Source organism: Candidatus Eisenbacteria bacterium (genome assembly GCA_005893275.1).
In the GTDB taxonomy this organism is placed as follows: Bacteria; Eisenbacteria; RBG-16-71-46; order SZUA-252; family SZUA-252; genus WS-7.
Genome location: VBOW01000021.1, coordinates 14,286 through 33,212, shown reverse-complemented (window position 1 = coordinate 33,212; position 18,927 = coordinate 14,286). Strand labels below are relative to the sequence as shown.

Below are 18,927 nucleotides of genomic sequence, written 5' to 3'. Positions count from 1 at the left end.
CGGTGTGACAAGCGGAAACAACGGCGCTTGAGGCCGCTCCGCGGCGCGTGGTAGCGTCGAGTCAGATGACCCCATCCCTGCGGCCGTCGCGCGTTTCCGTCCTCGCCATTCTCGTGGGTTGCCTCCTCGCCATGCCGCTCCAGGGTGCGCGTGCCGCGAGCGAGATCATCGCCACGCGCCTCACGCCCTCTTCGGTCTCCGCGCGATACGGCCCAGCGGTCCCCGTATCCTTCGGCGCCGCGGGCGGGACCTATTTGGTCCCGACGCGGGCGGGAATCGAGTTCCGCGGATCGGCGGGGGCCGGGGACACGCTGTTCGGGTCGTTCCGGACGGCAGGCCCGGTCGGCGAGGTTGCCTGGAGCGGGCGCACCGCGTATCTCTTCGCCGGGGACCGAGGCATCGTGGCCGTGGACGCCACCGACTCCACGAACCTGGTTGCGGTCGGGGGCCACGATCATCTGGGAGAGCTCAAGCACGGAGCGTTCGCGCGTGGGAGCGGGACCCTCGCAGCCGCGAGCGAATCCACGCTCTACTTTCTCCGGGAAACGTCACCGGGCGCGCTCTCCCTTGTCGATACCCGCGCGTATCGGGATGGGAGGGGAATCGTGCGCGTCCGGGCCCGTTCCGATTCCTTCCTCGTCCTGAGCGTGCGTTCCGCCCCTACGCTTCGCATGTTTCTCACGCTGTACCGTGTCCAGACCGGCGCCGCGCCCGAGTCGCTCTGGGACTTCACGGCGAATGGGTTCCTGGTCCAGGATCTGGCGTGGCCGGATGCGATGGCATTCGTTGCGATCGGGAGCGGAGGCGTGCTGCCCTTCGATACCGAAACGCGCCTTCCGGGAACGGCTGCGCCCGTGGGCTCGGGGCAATTCGTCCGGGACGTCGATGCCGACCAGAGCTCGGTCGTCGCCGTCGGCGAGTCACGCACGTATGCGCAGTTCTCGCGCAGCGGCGCCAAAGGAGGGGTCTTGGCCTCCGAGGTCGATCGGCTGACCGCGATGGAGCCGTTCCACGTTTCCATCGTGGGCGGATTCGCGTTGGTTTCGGAGGACGATCTGACGCTGCCCGGGGAACCGGACGAGGTGGGCCAGAGCTTGCTCGAGATCTTCGACGTGGCACAGCCGGCTCAGCCGTCGCGAACCACAACGACCGGCACCGGCCGGGTCCGGCGGATCGCCTGGGACGCGGGGTTGGTCTACGCGGCCGACTATACGGGCGGGCTTCGCATCTACCGCGCGGGGTCCGCCGACACATCGCTGGTCGGAACCCTGGCCCTATCCGGAAACGCGCGGGCCTACGACATCTCGCTGGACCGCGTCCGCCACATCGCCTACCTCGCGTCCGGCACGGGCGGCCTCATGATCGTGAACGTCGCCGACCCGGCAGCGCCGACCCCGCTCGCCACGCTCCCGCTCCCGGGGAATACGATCGCCGTTTCCGCGGTCGACACCGGGCTCGTCGTCGTTGCCCGACGCGGTGGAGGCTCGGCCGGCGTCACGTTCGTGAACGTCGCGGATTCGACGGCGCCGGTCGCCCGCGGGAGCCTGAACTATCCCTTCGTCCTGGAGCCGCGCGCGATCGCGGTAAGAGACACCATCGCCTACCTCGCCGATGAGCTCCTGGGTCTCCTTTCGATCGGCTTCGGAAATCCGGACGCGCCCACCCAGCTCGGCGCCGCGTCCGGCATCGGCGCTCGAGACCTCGATATCTCGGGGATGCGGCTGATCGTCGGGACCAGCGGCGGGGATGTGCAAGTGGGGGACCTGACGGACCCAACCTCCCCGGCCCTCCTCGCAACCGTTCCGGCGCCGCGCTGCTTCGGCGTCGCCCAGCTCGGAGAGACCGCGCTCGCGCTCCTCGGGGATGACGGCGCGCTCGCGATCGATCTGCGGAATCCGGGGGCGCCCCTCGTGCGCGGGGTGATCACGATCCCGGGCTTCTCGCGGGACGCGCTCTGGGTGGGCGACACGCTGTTCGTCGCGGGGAGCTTCGGGCTCGAGCGCTTTCGCGCGAGCGCCACGGTCGGCTCGGACCCGCCGCTCGACCTCGAGTTCGACCCCGCGGCCGTGCGGCCCCGGGTAAGGATTTCCTGGAGCGTCCTTCCGCCGGCGGGACTGGTCGGCTGGAACGTGTACCGCGACTTGGGGACCGCGTCCCAGGGGCTCGGCCCTTCCTGGGGGGTCCGCGTGAACGATTCCCTCCTGAGCCCGGCGGCGGGCTCCGCGTTCGACGCCGCCGTCCAGGCGGGCACCCGTTACCGCTACCGGCTGGAGGCGTTCTTTCCGGACGGGTCCTCGCTCAAAGCGGCGGAAGGAGCGATCTACGTGCCTTCCAACTCCGCCCTGGGTCGCGTCTATCCAAACCCCTATAGTCCGAGGAACGGGCAGACGCTCTCGGTTCCGTATCGCGTGCTCTCGGGGGATGGGGGAAAATCAATTCAGCTCCGTGTTTTCGATCCGGCGGGGAGGCTGGTGCGGCGGATCGTGGGCACCATAGCCTCCGGCGGCGGCTTCGGCTCGGTCGCGTGGGACGGACGTGACGATCGCGGACGCCTCCTCGCGGATGGAGTGTACTTCGTGCAGTTGATCGGACCTGGAATCGACGATGCCCGCCAACTCATCCTCTTGCGCTAGAGCCCGAGCCCGGCCGGGGCTCTTGCTCCTTTGCGCGGCATGGCTCTGCAGCGGAACGGCCTCGGCGCAATACCAGAACCCGGGACCGCCGTCTCAGGCAGAGGTTCCGCCGCCTGGAACGAGCCCCAGCCGCCCCCACTTCTCGGTCGATGCCACGCTTCAGCTGGGAGAATCGGGCAAGCCGACGGTCCGGCTCGACTACCGCATGAGCCGCAGCGAGCTGCTGTTCGAACGCACACCTCCGGCCGGGTACCACGCCGCGTACGAAGTGCGCGTGATTTTCTTCAGGCAAAAAGGTGGAAGGCAGCTCACGGGCGACACCTACACGCGTGAGCTTCGCGCGTCGACCTATTCGGAGACGCGCAGGCGGGGAGAGGACATCGCGGACCATCTCGACTTCCAGGTCCCGCCCGGCAAATACCGCATCGAGGTGGCGATCGCGGATCTCGTGGCCGAGCGCACGTCGGGGACCGCGATCGAGTTCGAGGTTCCGTCGTCGCCGCCGGGGCTCGTGTGGTTTTCCGATCTATCCCTGGGCACGGTCGAAGCCGGGATGGGTGGGTCCGACCCCAAATTCGTTCCCAATCCGTCCCGGCACTACGGGGACAACCTCGACGCCTTCGCGGGCGCGGGTGAGATCTTCGACCAGAGGAGCGGCGCGGGAGCGGACTCGGTCTTCCGCCTCGCGTACAAGGTGGTCAGCGAGAGCGGGGAGCAGGTCATCACCGGCGACACAACATTCGCCCGGGGAGCCGGCCGAACGAGGTTTCTCCTGCGCCCGAGGCTCGCCGGTCTGGGCGCCGGATCCTACCGCTTCGTTGTCGAGATGAACGTGCCGCCCGGGCCCGGCTCGAAGGACAGAAAGAACTCCACGATCCGCCGGGACAAGAGCTTCGATGTGGACCAATCGCGCGCGACGATGGGATTTGCCTCCGCGCAATCGTTGGACGTCTTGCGTTACATCGCGACCCAGCAGGAAAGCGACGAGATGGGGAGGCTCAAGGGGGAGGAAGAGAGGAAGGCATTCTGGGATTCGTTCTGGAGGAAGCGCGACCCCACCCCCGAGACACCCGAAAACGAGGCGCGGGACGAGTTCTATCAACGGGTGCAGTACGCGAACCAGCACTTCTCCACCGGAAGCCCCGGCTGGAAGACCGACATGGGACGTATCTACGTTAGCTATGGGCCGCCCGACGAGGTCGTCCGCAACCCGTTCAACTTCGATCGCCCCCCCGAGGAGATTTGGTACTACTACCGCGAACGAAAGACGTTTGTGTTTGTGGATCGTGATGGATTCGGACGATACGAGCTCGTCTCCACCCCCAGCAGTCCCTAGCCCGCGGATTCCGATTCGATTTCGTAAGTCATTGTGCATCAGCACGTTGATTCCAAAAGGATCAAATTTAGATTGACAGGCCTACCCTAGGAAGACTACGGTGCGCCGGAATTTTTGATGCCCCTTAGCATTGGGGTGGGATGGGATATGGTTGGCCAGGCACGTATTGGGTAGACCAGACCGAAAGGGGGTGGGGCAGAAACGATTCGATCTCTGCGCAACTCTCTCCGCGCACCGGACTTGATCCCCGTCTCTCCATAGCGAGTTCGGGCAAGAGGCCCCAGATCCATCGGGGTCACCAAACCAAGGAGGCTATAACTGATGTCTCAGCGCAAGCTGATGGCTGTCTTGAGCCTGGCCGCAGTCGTCGCCCTTACTGCGGGCGAGAGCCGGGCATCGCTTTCTCGTGTCGAGGGCATGTCCCTGACGGTCCCGACGCTCAGCCAATTCACCGATGATTACGTGAACATCTATTACTACCCGGCATCCGTGGTTCGCCAGAACAACCTCGTTCTGGCCGAGTTGGGAAACAATCCCACTGGGTCCTCCAGCGACGGGACGGTTATCTCCCTCGGCGCGGTCGCCACGGGCCAACAGAGCCTCACTGTGATCCGGAACTTCCCGCGCTTGGGAGCCATCGCATTCCAAATGAAGCAGAGCGCGCTCAACAACTACACCGCCTCGGGCAGCCTCACCAACGAGCAGCTCGACGCGATCTGGGGCAAGGCGCTCACCAATTTTGATTTTGCGGTTCGCCTGGACATCACGAATTCGAGCTTCGAGGAGACGAGCAACGCCGGCGGCACGACCTCGCTCAATCGGGTTCGCGGCTTCGGCGTGGATCCCTTCGATCCTTACCCGTTCGGAGGCTTGTTCCAAGCCGACCTCATTAGATCTGGTGCGGGGGGTACGGGTCCGATCGAGGTCAACACCTTTGGCATCACGCCCGGCATCACGATCCACATGAGCAACGACAACCGCCTCGAGGGCGCGGTCACCTACCGTAAGTACTCGCTGGATCGCACCGAAGTCACGGGTGGCGTCCAAGGCGAGAAATGGGAAGACGACGGGGGCGCCTCCTACGCCGTCGTGGGCCGCGCATTCGTGAATCAGGGTGACAGGCACGTTTGGGTGCCCGCGGGCTGGTACGTCAACGACGACCTGAGCTGGAAGGTCACCAACGTTCCGGCCGCCGGAAGTATCCGCTCCGCGGACGAAACCTACAAGAGCTACGGCGTCGGGCTCTCCGACAACATGAGGGTGAACGACAACAACCTGCTCCTGTGGGGCGTGCAGGTCGCGCAGACGAAGCACTCCTACGAGCGCACGGACGGCGCGGTCGCGGCGGGCGAGCAGTCCTTGTTCGAAGAGAAGACCACGATGGTGCCGCTCGTTTTCGCGGCCATCGAGACCGACGCGACGAAGTGGCTCAAGGTGCGGATCGGCGCCAACCGTTCCTTGCTGAGCGATCGGACCGAGAACACGACGTTCGGAACCCCGTCGACCACGGTCACGGACAAGACCCGGACGTCGGATTTCAACTTCAGCCTCGGCACGGGCCTCCGCTGGAATAACCTGGACGTCGATATGACGCTCAACGAGAAGTTCCCGCTCTCCGGCGGGTATATTCTCTCCGGCGACCGGTCCACGCCGTTCACACGCGCTTCCGCGACCTACCACTTCTAAGAGGTCGCCGCCAAGCAGCACGGCTCTGCGGAGCCGCCCATCAAAATCGCGTAGGGGCCGCCCGGGCATGCAATCCGGGCGGCCCGCTTTCTTTCGTGGTAATAAAGTGTTGACAAGTTTTCGGACAGGTACGTAATTTCAACGCAGTGGAATGTGTTGCGGCTCAAGCATTCAGAGCCGCAGCTCGTATGTGGGCTTCGGAGCAGGGGGTGAATGCGACAGAGCCGGTAACTTTTTGAGTCCTCGGTGGCCAAGATGAGGGTGCCTGCGGGACGGGCACGGGATGTGCGACGTGGAGGTCGGATCCGGTACGGGAGATCCGATCGTTGCCAGGGATGGAGAGACCCTCGAAATGGCGATACGGTGGATCATCAAAGGGGGGCGAATCATGTTTCGACCTCGTTTCAAGGTAGTCCTCGGCGCGGCCATACTTTTGGCCTGCGCCATTTTTGTGTTCGGCACCGCGTGGGCCGGGACGACGGGGCAGCTGTCCGGCGTCGTTCGTGACGCGAAAACCGGGGAGCCGGTCGCGCTGGCCAGCGTCTCGATCCCGGAGCTGAAGCGCGGCGCCGTGACGGACGCCCAGGGGAACTACGTCATCCTGAATATTCCCGCGGGGCGGTACTTGGTTCGGGTCTCGCTCCTGGGTTACGTCTCCCAGGCACGGGAAAACATCGAGATGATCCCGGACTTCAATACCAGGCTCGACTTCTCGATTGAATCCACGGTCCTGACGAACGTGCCCGAGGTGGTCATCAAGGCCGAGCGTCCCCTGATCCAGAAGGACCTGACCGGCTCGGCGAAGTTTCTCTCCGGAGAGGACCTCAAGTACCAGCCGCTGCGCGGTTACCAGGATGCCGTAGCGCAGCAATCGGGCGTCGTCAACTTCAAGCTGAACATCGACAACGAGTCGCAGAACAACAACACGCTGATCATTCGGGGCGGCCGCCCCAACGAGGTGGCCTACTACGTGGACGGCTTCTCGCAGCAGGATCCGCTCACGGGGGTCTCGACGACGGCGATCAACGGGGACGCGATCGAGGAGATCGTGGTCCAGACCGGCGGATTCAACGCCGAATACGGGCGCATCAACTCGGGCGCGGTCAACATCGTCACGAAGGAAGGCGGAGAGAAGTACTTCGGGTCCGCGGAGGGAGTTCTCGGCGATTGGTTCAAGAAGAGCCGCGGCTACAAGAATTTCAGCGCGTCCCTGGGCGGGCCCTTGGCTCCCAGCATGAAACAGGTCACCTTCTACGCGGCCGGCGAGCGGAAGGATGTCGAGGACCGCAGACCGAGCATCATCACGGATGAAGTGGGGGATCCGTCGCAAGCCGGGCTGTTCACGAACGGGGTCCTGCCCTCGGACGGCAGCGAAACCTGGTCGGGGGTCGGCAAGCTCTCTTGGAAGCCCAGCCCGCTGAAGACGCTCAAGCTCGGCGGTACCTACAACCAGGACAAGTGGCAGCAGTTTCAAAACCCGTATCGGTTCAACCTCGATCACGCTCCGCGTTTCCACGACAAGAACTATTCCGTGTACGGGACGTGGAACCAGAGCTTGAACACCCGCTCCTACTTCGAGGTGAAGGGCAACTACTTCCTCACCGACCGGATCCGGGGGGACGGAGTTTACTTCGACGACCTCAAGAAGTACGCGTTTCCGCAGGGGGCGGGCGATCCGACGTACGATCCTAACGAGGCGCTCTTCTTCTACGGATCCCAGGATCCGCAGGGCGCCCACGTGTGGGACGACTTCCTCCACCGGAACTCCTCCTACTACGGCGTGGCCGCCGATTACGCGAACCAGGTTTCGAAGGTGCTCCAGATCAAGATGGGCGGCGATTACCAGCGGCACACGCTCCGCTATTACGACCACTACTTCCCGACGCAGCTCTACGAAGACAGCGCCGGCGTGCTCCTTCCCAAGAACACGCTCGATGCGGATCGGTACGGATACGACCCCTTCGGAGAGAAAATCGACGGCGGACTGGACGGTCCCAAGCATCCCAAGGTGGCATCGCTCTATGCCCAGGGGAAGTACGAGCAACTTGGCCTCGTCGTGAACGCCGGGCTCAGGTTCGACTACCTGACCCCGTCCACGCAGTCGCTGCGGAGCGAGTCGAACCCACTCCAGTCGGACGTGAACGATTCGACCAACCTTCCGACGAAGCTCGACCCCCAAGATCTACAAGAGTCGAAGGTCTACCGGAGGCTCAGCCCACGCCTTGGAGTCGGATTCCCGGTGACCGACCGGACGCTGATCCATGTGAACTATGGAAAGTTCTTCCAGCAGCCCAATCTTCAAGATCTCTACGTGAGCTACGCCTTCCTGGAGCACAAGATCAAGACGGGCGGGTACTTCGTCGGTTTCGGAAATCCGAACCTCAAGCCCGAGCAGACCACGGCCTATGAGATCGGGCTCACACACACTCCAACCGAGCGCTCGAGAATCGAGGTGGCGGCCTACTACAAGGACGTGAAGGACCTCGTCGAGATCACGAATATTCCTTCGACACCGAACGCCTTCTCTTCCTACCAGAACCGCGACTTCGCGACGATCAAGGGGCTCGATCTCGCCTACACGCTGAGGCGCGTGGGCTATGTCTCCATGACGGCGTCCTACAGCTTGTCTTGGGCAACGGGGACAGGCTCGGTCTCGCAGACCCAGCGGAACATCGCATGGACGGCGGATGAAACACCGAAGCTCGCGTCGCCGCTCGCCTTCGATCAGCGGCACAAATTCTCGTGGAACTTCGACTACCGGCTCGGCAAGGGCGAAGGGCCGGCTCTTGGCGGCACGCGGCTCCTCGAGAACGCGGGGGTCAACGTGCTCCTGAACGCCGGGAGCGGGTACCCCTACACGCCGACCCGGATCTACAACGAGGTGACGCTTGCCAACGTGGCGGCGCAGCCGATCGGGCCGATCAACTCCCGGTACGGTCCCTGGACCGTCTCGGTCGACCTCAAGGCGAACAAAGGGTTCAGCCTCGGCGCCCAGACGCTCGACGTGTACGTTTGGGTGCTCAACGCCTTCAACCGCGACAATGTCCGCACCGTCTACACCGGAACGGGGAGCGCGGAGACCACGAATTTCCTGAACACGGAAGAGGGCCAGAACACCTACAGCACGGCCGAGGCCCAACGGCGCTACATCCTGGCGGAACGCAGTCCCACCTTGCACGAGAACGGCCGGTTGGTGCGCTTCGGCGCGAAAATCAGTTTCTAGGCCATGCAGAATTCCATCGCGGCACTGGGGTCAAGTCTGACGAAGCCAAGGAGGGTGAACACGATGCGATGTCTGCGCTGGCTCGGGGCGGCGAGCCTGATCTTGACGCTCACCGCTTCGGAAGCGGCGGCCGCGGCAAAGCCGGCGGTGGGGCAGGACCGCCCCACCGGGCCGCGCCGGGCTGCCAAGACCATAGACAATACGACCCATATGGATGTGAACAACATCGATATGGTGGTGACGAACCACGGGTCGTTCGCGTACGACCTGGTCACCGGCAACGCCGGCTTCATCTACCCCAAGGGCTCGACGCACACCGCGGTTTTCGCCGCGGGCCCCTGGATCGGCGCCAAGGTGGGGGGCAGCGTCCGGATCGCCGTCGGGGAGTACTCGCAGGAGTTCGTGCCGGGGCCGATGGCGAACGGCACATTCCAAACGGATAATCCGCGGTTCAAGAACTACAAGATCGTCCGCGGCAACACGACGAGCTTCGACTATCTGAACTGGCCGGCCGACATGGGGGCCCCGGTCGATTCGACGGGCCGGCCGGCGCTCCTCGGCGACGCGATGATCTGGAGCGTCTACAATGACGCCGACCCGAGCGTGCACAACAACGACGCCGGTTTCACGGCTCCGCTCGGAGTCGAAATTCAGCAGACGACGTTCGCGTTCAACCGGGCCGGGGCACTGGGGAACATCATTTTCGTGCGCTACAAGATGATCAACAAGGGCGGGAACACCCTCGACAGCATGTTCATCTCCGCCTGGAGCGATCCCGACCTCGGCGGGTTCACGGACGACCTGGTCGGTTGCGACACGACCCGGTCGCTGGGCTACATCTATAACGCGACGAACGGCGACGCTCAATACGGGTCCCGGCCTCCGGCGGTCGGCTACGATTTCTTCCGGGGCCCGATTGTTCCCACCGGAACCCCGGGGGTCTTCGATACGCTGGGCATGACCTCGTTCAACAAGTACATCAACGGCACGGATCCCCACAGTTCTCAAGAAACCTACAACTACATGCTCGGGCTCAAGCCCGACGGGTCTCCCGTTCACGTGAACGACGATCCGTTGCAGCCGATCACGAAATTCCAGGTGCCGGGGGATCCCGTCACGAGTACCGGCTGGCTTGACTCGAACCCCGCGGACCGCCGTCTCATGCTGTCCACCGGGCCTTTCACGATGGCGCCGGGGGATTCGCAAGAGGTGACGATCGCGATCATCGTCGGTCAGGGGACGGACCGGCTGTCCTCGATCTCGGACATGAAGAGCAAAGACGACGTGGCGCAAGTGGTCTTCAACCTGAATTTCGACATTTGCGCTCCTCCTCCGTCCCCCACGGTGTACGTGCAGCCGCTGAATAAGGGCATCCGCCTCGTGTGGGGCTCCGAGCCCGCCGGATTCGAGTGCATCAACACGGCGCTAAACCAGGATTTCAAATTCGAAGGAATCCGGGTCTGGCAGATGTCCTCGAACAGCGCGGACGCGACTCCAACCGTCGTCGCCACGTTCGACAACCCGGATGGCGTTACGAACATCTACTCGGACGAGTTCAACTCGACCTCGGGAGCGGTTCAACGCGAGCTCAAGGTGAACGCCACCGACAGCGGGCTTCAGTTCTCCTTGGACATCACGAGCGACAAGATCCGCGGTGGGAACCTGATCAACAACAAGGAGTACTACTTCGCGGTCACCGCGTACGCCTACGACGCCAATAACGCGCCCTCGTACACGGTGGGAGGCGTCCCGCTCGGGATCGTTTCCGAGGTCCTCGAGAGCGCGCGGAATCCAATTCGGGCCGCGCCCAAGACGAGCAGCGCCGTGTTCTCCCTCGCGGCGACACCGGTCGCCACGGGGCCGCTCAATCCGAGCGGAACCGTCGACGTGGATCAACTGGTCCAGAGCCAAATCACAGGGCACGACTACATCGTGAAGTTAAATAACCTGGAGCAATGGACGCTCATCGACGCGTCGGCCGGCGATACCCTCCTGGTCAACCAGGCGAACGTGAGCGGCGATTTCGAGAACCCGGTCGTGGACGGAATTATGGTGCGGCCGACGGCGCCTCGTGGCGTCGCCGGGATCGGTGAGCTCCGGGCGGATAGCACGCTTACAAACATGACGCCGCCCAGCACCGACTCGACCGGGACGTGGCACTTCAATGATTTCGGTGGTCTCGGCGGCTTCACGCCGTTCTTTGGCCACCCGAAGAATCACGATTACGAGATCCGGGTCCTGGCCGACACTACGAATTTCGCGTGGACCTACGGGAGCGGGGAGGTCTCGTTCGTTCAGACCTTCAAGGTTCCCTTTGAGGTCTGGGATCTGGGTTTCAACTCCTTGAACGATCCCAGCGATGACGTGAAGATGTCGATCATGGCGCGCGATCGGGACTTGAGCGGTGACTGGAGCCAGGGGGACCGCTTCTACATTCGGAATATTCCGTACGCGCTTGTGGATTGGGACACGACGGGAGGCGCGCCGAACCCGGTCACGAAATCGACCGATTACGTGCCGGATGGATCGGATCAGACGCTCGGCAACTTCCAGCCGGCGTATAACAATCCGCTGTACACGCTGGGGTGGCCGCCCCAGACCACCATCCGGGTCCTCGCCGGGCGGTTTACGAGCGCGGACCAGTACACGTTCCGGACCGTGAAGGCGGGCACGGCGCCCGGCACGGTGGTCGGAAACGATGTAAACAAGATCCGCGCGGTGCCGAACCCCTACTACGCGCATTCGCAATACGAGCTCACACAGTTCGATCGGGTCATGAAGTTCACGAACATCCCCGCCTCCCGCCGCGTAACGCTCCGTATCTTCAACCTGGCGGGCGATCTCGTGCGAACGATCACCCGTGAAGCTACGACCTCCGATCAAATGGCCAACGCCGAGATCCAGTGGAACCTCAACACGGATCGCAATCTGCCGGTGGCGAGCGGAGTCTACATCTACCGCATCGAGGTCGAAGGCGTCGGTGCGAAGACAGACCGGCTCGCGGTGTTCATCGAAAAAGAGCGGTTGGATAACTTCTAATGGGGGGCCCGATCGCGATGAGACCTATGTTGATTCCTTCCCACGGACGGAGGGTTCGGAGCATGAGGGCCTTCTTTGCAACGCTCGCTTTTCCCCTTGCGCTGCTTGGAATCGCGGGAAGCGCCGGGGCGGGGGGCCTCGACCGGCTCGGAACGGCCGGAGCGCAGGAGCTGCGCATCCCGGTAGGAGCGGCTGCGATCGCCCTCAGCGGGTCGTCGACGGCGCTCGGCAACGGAATCGCCAATCTTTACTACAACCCGGCGTCGCTTGCCGCGACCGACAACGCCGAGGCGATGATCGCCTACAGCAGCTACCTCGGCGATACCAAGGTGAACTATGGAGCCGTCTCCACGAAACTGGGGGCCGCCGGGAACGTGGCGTTCTCGCTCAAGGTGCTGAACCTCGGGGACCTCATCGTGACCACGGAGGACGCCCCGGATGGGACCGGAGAGATTCTCAATCCGACCTATTCCGTGTTCGGACTGTCCTACGGCCGCCGGATGACCGACAGGGTGCTGCTCGGGTTTACGGCGAGCTACATCAATGAAAAGATCGCGCAGACCACGGCGACCGGCTTCGCCGCGGATTTCGGAGTGCAATACGACCCGGGCTGGCGCGGGCTCAGGTTCGGGTTCGCGATGAAGAACGTCGGGCCCAGCATGAGTTTCGGCGGGCCCGACTTCGAGCAGCGGATCACCCTTCCCGGCGATGATCCATCCGCTCAACCTCACGTCGTGAGACTCGAGCCGACGGAGTTCGAGCTGCCGTCCTATCTGCAGATCGGGGTCTCCTACGAGGTGGGCATCGCGGAAAAGCAGCATGCGACGCTTTACGGGACGTTCCAGGGGAACAACTTCTCGACCGACGAGTATCGCGTCGGCGCGGAGTACATGCTCGGGGAGCACATCGCCCTGAGGGGAGGGTACGTCGGCCAGGCGGCGCTCAAGGAGGTGGACCGGCAGGCGGATTACCTCTACAGCTATAGCTACGGCGCAGGTGTCAATTTCAAGATGGGCGACCGTCCCTTGACTTTCGACTGGGCGGGCACCCACGTGGGCCAATTCTTCGACGACAATCAGCAGGTCTCGCTCAGCATCTCGTTTTGAGCCGGACGCGGGCTGCGAGTCTTCCACGGGGCGGACCTCTCCGGGTCCGCCCCGGTTCGCTGCCCGGGCGCGTCACCGCGGCCCTGGTCCTCGCCGCGATCCTCGCCTTCATTCCGTGCTCCGGCGGCGCGACAGCCGCGTGCGCCGCACCCTTCGGACCGCTCGCCGATTCTCTCGCCCTCATGGCCGAGAACGCGTCGGCGGGTTCCCATTTCGGGATCCTCGCGGTGTCTCTCGATCGCGGCGACACCCTCCTTGGGCTCAACCCCGGCGGCCGCTTCATCCCCGCGAGCAACATGAAGCTCTTTGTGACGGGGGCCTTCCTCAAGCAATTCGGACCGGGCGCGCGCGGGGTCACGGAGATCGCGGCGGCGGGCAAGCTGAAGCGAAAGCGACGGGGCCGCGAGCTCGAGGTGTCGGGCGACCTGATCCTGCATGCTTCGGGCTACCCCGACGTGTACCAGTTGCTCCAACCGGGCTCCCGCGGGCTTCTCGATTCGCTCGCATTTCTGCTCCACGAATCGGGGATGCGGAAGTTCGAGGGCACGCTCTGGGTGGACGGAACCCTTTTTGCGCGCGAACCGTACGGACCGGGGTGGGCGGTGGACGACCTGCCGTGGTCGTACGGGGCCCCGCTGAACGCCGTGCTCGCGAACGGCAACTCCGCGACGCTTCTCGCGAGCGCGACCGCGAACGGGGTCACGCTCTCCTTGGATCCCCCCGAGACGCCGCTCACGATCGAGGGGCGAGTGTCGATGGCAGACTCTTCCGCGCCGCCGCTGCTGGCATTTTCGCGCGATCCCGGCTCGCGGGTCCTCCGCGTGAGCGGACGGATTCCGCGCGGCGGCTCGGCCAGGCGGCAGGTCGCCGTTCCCGAGCCCGATTCCACCGCCGGGCTCGTGCTCCTTGGCGCGATGAAACGGGCCGGGATCAAGGTCAAGGGGAAGGTCGCGGTGATGCCGTGGGACGGTGGATCGCCGGGTCCGAGGAGCGCGGCCACGCTGGTCCAGCTTTCCTCGCCTCCGGCCTCAGAGGTCGTCTCCATGGTGGATGCCTACAGCCTGAACGTCGAGACGGAAGCGCTCCTGCGCCTCCTCGATCCTGCGCCCACCGGGAAATCCGCCGCGCAGGGCCTGCGGAGGCTCACGGCAATCCTGGCCGACGGGGGCGTCGATACGCTCGATCTCTCGTTCGTCGACGGGTCCGGGCTCTCTCCCCTCGATCTCGCGAGCGCGCGCGCGTTCGTGCGATGGCTGGTCTACCTGGAACGGGACTCCACGTTGAGCGGCGTCTTCCGCGAGACGCTCGCCGTCCCGGGCGGTGTGGGGACTCTCCAGCGGCGTTTCCCGGACCTGGGTCCCGCCGCGTCGCTCCGAGCCAAATCGGGAACGCTCACGAACGTGAGCGCGCTTTCCGGATACGTGACCACCGCCGAAGGGGAGAGGATCGTGTTTTCGATCTTGAGCAACGGGTTGAGAGGGAGCGTCGCTTCGGCGCGGTCCGCAGAAGAGGCGATCGTGGGCGCTCTGAGCCGGTATCGGCGGGGCGCCGCGGAGCCGGGCGCCGGAGCGCCGGGTAGAGCCCCGAGGATGATTCCGCGATGAGGGCGCCGCCCCGGTTGCGCCCGGGGGACCGGATCGGGGTCGTCGCTCCCTCGGGGCCTGTGCTGCGCCGGTACGTGATCGCGGGGCTCCGGGTCTTGGAGCAAGCGGGCTATCGTCCGAGGGTCGGGCGGCATCTCTACGACCGGCGGGGACATCTCGCCGGGTCGGACGCCGCGCGGGCGGAGGATTTGAACCGGATGCTGCGCGATCCGGATATCCGGTGCGTGCTCATGGCGCGGGGCGGCTACGGGGCGATGCGAATCGCCACCCAGGTGGACTGGCAGGCGATGCGCCGCGACCCGAAGATCTTCGCGGGATACTCGGACGCGACCTTCCTGCATCTGGGGTTTCAGGCACGTGCCCAGGTCCGCACGCTCCACGGGCCGAACCTGCACGGCCTGGGCTTCGGACGGCGTGGGGAAATCAGCCGATGGCTCGCCTGGCTTTCGAGTCCGAGCCCCGCCCTCGGAATCCGCTCGTTGGCGGTCCCCCGCCACGTCGCGGGCGGACGCGCTTCAGCGTCCGGCCGGGTGTTGGGCGGCAATTTGGCCCTGGTCCATCACGCGGCCGCGACTCCGTTCCTTCCCTCCCTCCGGGGAGCGATCGTCTTTTTCGAAGAGGTGAACGAGCCCCCCTACAAGATCGACGCCATGCTGACGCACCTCTCCCTGGCGGGCGCGCTCCGCGGAACGCATGGGCTGGCGCTCGGGAGCTTCATCCATTGCGTGCCGAAGCCGGGGCACCGCGAGCTTCGGTTGAACGAGGTCCTGCGGGATCATCTGGGTGGTTTGGGGGTGCCGGTCCTTCGGGGGCTTCACGCGGGGCACGGGCGCCGGAACTTGCCCCTGCCGCTCGGCGCGCGCGCGACGCTCGATCCCCGCCGCGGGCGGCTCACGTTCGAGGAGGGGCTGGTCTCCTGATCAGGCGTAGACCCCGCGGAGCTGGATCGCGTCGACGACGCGCTTGATCGCGAGCATGAAGGCCGCGACCCGGAGCGAAACCGTGTGTGCCTCGGCCATTCTCGCGACGTCGTTGAACGCGGTGACCATGATGTGTTCCAGACGCTCGTTCACCTCGTGCTCGCGCCAGAAATATCCCTGCCGGTCCTGGACCCACTCGAAGTAGGAGACCGTGACGCCTCCTGAGTTCGCGAGGATATCCGGGATGACCATGACGCCCGCCTTGTTCAAGATCTTGTCCGCCTGGTGAGTCGTGGGACCGTTCGCTCCCTCGGCGATGATGCGGGCGGAGAGGCGCGACGCATTCACGTGCGTGATCTGATTCTCCAGCGCGGCCGGGATGAGGATGTCGCAAGGGAGCTCGAGGATCTTCTTGCCCTCGACGGGGGTGCCGCCCGGAAACCCCGCCACCGTCTTCTTTTCGGAGAGATGCCGCATGAGGGCGGGAAGGTCGAGCCCCTTCGGGTTTGCGACGCCCCCTTTCACATCGCTCGCCCCCACGATGAGGGCGCCGTCTTTGGCGAGGAGGTCGGCCGCCACCGAGCCGACGTTCCCGAAGCCCTGCACGACGACCCTGGCGCCCTTCAGGCTCAGGCCGAGCTTCTTCGCGGCCTCGCGGATGACGAAGAGGACGCCGCGCCCGGTCGCCTCGCGGCGTCCCGCGGACCCGCCCAGTTCGAGCGGCTTGCCGGTCACGACCGAGGTGACGGTGTGTCGCGCGTGCATGGAATAGGTGTCCATGATCCAGGCCATCGTCTGCTCGTTGGTGTTGACGTCGGGGGCGGGCACATCCGACTCCGGCCCGATCACATCGATCAGATCCGCGACGTAGCGCCGCGTGAGCCGCTCCAGCTCCCCCTTGGACATCTTCGCCGGGTCGCAGGCGATGCCCCCCTTGCCGCCTCCAAAGGGAATCCCGACGACGGCGCATTTCCACGTCATCCAGGCGGCGAGCGCCATGACCTCTTCGAGCGTGACGTCGGGGTGGTAGCGGATTCCGCCCTTCGCCGGGCCGCGGATGATGGAGTGCTGCACCCGATATCCGGTGAAGACGCGAAAGCTCCCGTCATCCATCTGGACCGGGAGCTTCACGATCGTGGCGCGGCGCGGTTCCTTGATGATCTGGAGAAAGCTCGGATCGAGCTTGAGGCGTTGTGCCGCCTCCTCGAACTGGAGCCTCGCGTTTTCGAGCGGGTCCAGCTCCTTTTGGATCTCGGAACCCATGTCCGTCCCTGTGTAGGGGGTCACGGTCCTCATCGGCTGCTCTGGTTGGACAGCGCTAAGTCACGAATGTGCTTCATTTTTGCGCCCGGAGTAGTGTAGAGAAGAGAGGGACCCCCAATCAAGCATGTACTACTTCTTCTACATCCCGATCGGCACCGAAGCCCGCGTCCGGAGAACGCCCTGGGGAACGATCGCTTTGGCGTGCGCCAACGTCGGAGTGTTTCTCTTCTTCCAGCTGGCGCCGGGGTTCGAGCCTGAATTCTACCGCTTGACGCTCCTTCCCGGCGAACCGTCGATTCTTACCTCCATTACCTCTTCCTTTCTCCATGCGGGCTGGCTCCACCTGCTGAGCAACCTGCTCTATCTGGGAATCCTCGCGCCCCCGATCGAATCCCGCCTCGGCTCCGTGCGGTTTCTCATCGCCTACCTGGGATTTGCCGGGCTCGCGAATCTCGCGCAGGCCGGCTGGATGGTGGCCGCGGCCCCCGATCTTGCCTCCATGCCTATCCTGGGCTCCTCCGGCGCGGTCGCCGGGGTCATGGGGCTCTTCCTCGTGCGGCTCTACTTCGTGCGGTTGCGCTTCGCCTCGGTCACGTTGCTCTATTTCCAGGGCATCACGAAAGCGCACAAGTTCGCGCTCCCCGCCGTGGTGGCGATCGCGGCTTGGTTTGTGCTCCAGGGGATCTATCAGCTGGTCGAGCCGATCGAGGGGACCGCGTACGTTTCGCACCTCGCGGGTTTGGGCTCCGGCGTGGGGCTTGGTCTCCTCATGGGGCTGGCGGAAGAAGGCCGTCTCGAGCGGCGACTCGTTCTCGGGGATCGCTACGCCCAGCGCGGGGAATGGTTCGCCGCCCTGGGCGAGTACGAAGCCTACCTAGAGAAGCGCCCGGGCGACCCCGAGGTGCTGATCTGCGCCGCGCGCGTCCACCGTGTCACGCACCAGAGCTCCCGATCGCTGGGCCGGTTTCGAGAGGCGATCACCGGTTGGCTGAAGCGCGGGGAAGTCGAGGAGGCGTGTGACGCGTTCGATGAGATGAAGCGTCTGTTGGGAGACGTGACCCTTCCGCCGGGGGATTTGCTCCGCGTGGCGCGCGGATACGAAGAGCGCCGCAGGCCCAGCGACGCGAGCCGCGCCTATGAGTCCTACGGCCGGCACTACTCGGAAGCGCCCGGCGCCGCCACGGCTCTCCTCAAGTGCGCCGATATTGAATGGAAGGTGCTCAACAATCCCGGCCGTGCCCAGTACGTGTGCCAGGAGCTCCTGAGCAAACCGCTGCCCCCCGATGTCGAGCGGCTCGCGCGGGAGCGGCTCCGGGCCGTCGAAGAGGCGCTGGCGCTCCAACGCGGGGCGGCGTAGCCCGCTAGGGCAGGCAGTTCAACTCGGCGAGGTCCTTGTTCCTATTCGTGGAGTCGAAGAGGTAGACGCGGAACTGGTGCCCCGGCGTGAGCGTCGCCCGCGGCACGCACCGGGAGATGAGCGCGTTCGCCTGGCTCACTTTGCTCTCGCGAATCACGAGCTCCTTCGGAAGGAGCAGCCTGTCTTGCGGCACGTACCACAGGAGCACGGTGGTGTCGCCGTGCGGGTCGTAGGGTACGTTGATCTCGTAGTACCCGTTGCCCTCGGTGACGGTGGTGCCGGCCGGCGCTCCGTCGATGAACAGATCCACCAGGACGTTGGCGATCGGGCGATCGTTGATGTCGAGGACGGTTCCCGCGAAGGTTGCGAGCTGCCGGCCTACGCCAAGCCCTTGGTATTCCTGGACGGACTTGGTGCTGGCGCTCTCGGGACGGGGCTCCACTCTCTGTCCCGGTATGCTGGGCGGCGCTCCGAGCGCCGGGGAGCCGAGCAGGGCGCTGGTCGCGCAAAGCACGAGAATCCTCAAGATGGCTCGCATCATGGTCGATATCCTCCCAGTGGCGCGATGCCTGACGGACCTCTGTCGGGCACGCTAACACTCGTATCCCGGCCTGTCAACTCGTCTTCCGGGGAGAAATGGCCTTGCGCCGCCGTCGACGAGTCTGGTACGGTCCGCACACTTCATGCCATGAGAGCCTCTGTCCGCCAGGACGGAGGGAGGGAGTGAGCCCACCATGTCGACCCACGAGATTCGGGAGGC

The 18,927-nt window shown here is 64.8% G+C and carries 11 protein-coding genes; 9 read left to right on the top strand and 2 right to left on the bottom strand.

Annotation, left to right across the window (positions count from 1 at the left end; all coding sequences use genetic code 11):
- Window positions 1-65: 65 nt before the first annotated feature.
- The 8 genes from E6K76_04510 to E6K76_04475 all read left to right on the top strand — a co-directional run bounded on the left by E6K76_04510 (window position 66) and on the right by E6K76_04475 (window position 15,547).
- Window positions 66-2,633, top strand: coding sequence for a hypothetical protein (locus E6K76_04510; GenBank protein ID TMQ59546.1), 2,568 nt, complete (start codon window positions 66-68; stop codon window positions 2,631-2,633).
- Between the two features lie 826 nt (window positions 2,634-3,459).
- The gene (locus tag E6K76_04505; GenBank protein ID TMQ59566.1) at window positions 3,460-3,969 is read left to right on the top strand and encodes a GWxTD domain-containing protein; all 510 of its coding nucleotides are present in this window, start codon (window positions 3,460-3,462) and stop codon (window positions 3,967-3,969) included.
- Window positions 3,970-4,290: 321 nt separating this feature from the next.
- Window positions 4,291-5,655: a hypothetical protein gene (locus E6K76_04500; GenBank protein ID TMQ59545.1), complete on the top strand. Its 1,365-nt coding sequence runs from the start codon at window positions 4,291-4,293 to the stop codon at window positions 5,653-5,655.
- A gap of 283 nt (window positions 5,656-5,938) precedes the next feature.
- Window positions 5,939-8,878 carry a TonB-dependent receptor gene (locus tag E6K76_04495; GenBank protein ID TMQ59544.1) on the top strand — a complete coding sequence of 980 codons (2,940 nt, stop codon included), beginning with the start codon at window positions 5,939-5,941 and terminating at the stop codon, window positions 8,876-8,878.
- 63 nt (window positions 8,879-8,941) lie between these two features.
- Window positions 8,942-11,917, top strand: coding sequence for a hypothetical protein (locus E6K76_04490; GenBank protein TMQ59543.1), 2,976 nt, complete (start codon window positions 8,942-8,944; stop codon window positions 11,915-11,917).
- Window positions 11,917-13,023, top strand: a complete 1,107-nt coding sequence (locus E6K76_04485; GenBank protein ID TMQ59542.1) for a PorV/PorQ family protein — start codon at window positions 11,917-11,919, stop codon at window positions 13,021-13,023. The genes E6K76_04490 and E6K76_04485 overlap by 1 nt, the downstream gene beginning before the upstream one ends.
- Window positions 13,020-14,627: a D-alanyl-D-alanine carboxypeptidase/D-alanyl-D-alanine-endopeptidase gene (dacB, locus tag E6K76_04480; protein ID TMQ59541.1), complete on the top strand. Its 1,608-nt coding sequence runs from the start codon at window positions 13,020-13,022 to the stop codon at window positions 14,625-14,627. Before E6K76_04485 ends, dacB begins: the two co-directional genes overlap by 4 nt.
- Window positions 14,624-15,547 (top strand): LD-carboxypeptidase, encoded by a 924-nt coding sequence (locus tag E6K76_04475; GenBank protein TMQ59540.1) that lies wholly within the window; start codon window positions 14,624-14,626, stop codon window positions 15,545-15,547. Before dacB ends, E6K76_04475 begins: the two co-directional genes overlap by 4 nt.
- On the opposite strand, the gene E6K76_04470 is transcribed toward E6K76_04475, so the two are convergent.
- Entirely contained in the window at window positions 15,548-16,810 is a 1,263-nt protein-coding gene (locus tag E6K76_04470) for a Glu/Leu/Phe/Val dehydrogenase (GenBank protein TMQ59565.1), read from the bottom strand. It abuts the gene before it with no gap.
- Between the two features lie 124 nt (window positions 16,811-16,934).
- Here E6K76_04470 and E6K76_04465 point away from each other — a divergent pair, with 124 nt between their 5' ends.
- Window positions 16,935-18,167 (top strand): rhomboid family intramembrane serine protease, encoded by a 1,233-nt coding sequence (locus E6K76_04465; protein ID TMQ59539.1) that lies wholly within the window; start codon window positions 16,935-16,937, stop codon window positions 18,165-18,167.
- Window positions 18,168-18,171: 4 nt separating this feature from the next.
- On the opposite strand, the gene E6K76_04460 is transcribed toward E6K76_04465, so the two are convergent.
- On the bottom strand, window positions 18,172-18,708 hold the full coding sequence (locus E6K76_04460) for a carboxypeptidase regulatory-like domain-containing protein (GenBank protein TMQ59538.1): 537 nt from the start codon (window positions 18,706-18,708) through the stop codon (window positions 18,172-18,174).
- Window positions 18,709-18,927 lie beyond the last annotated feature (219 nt).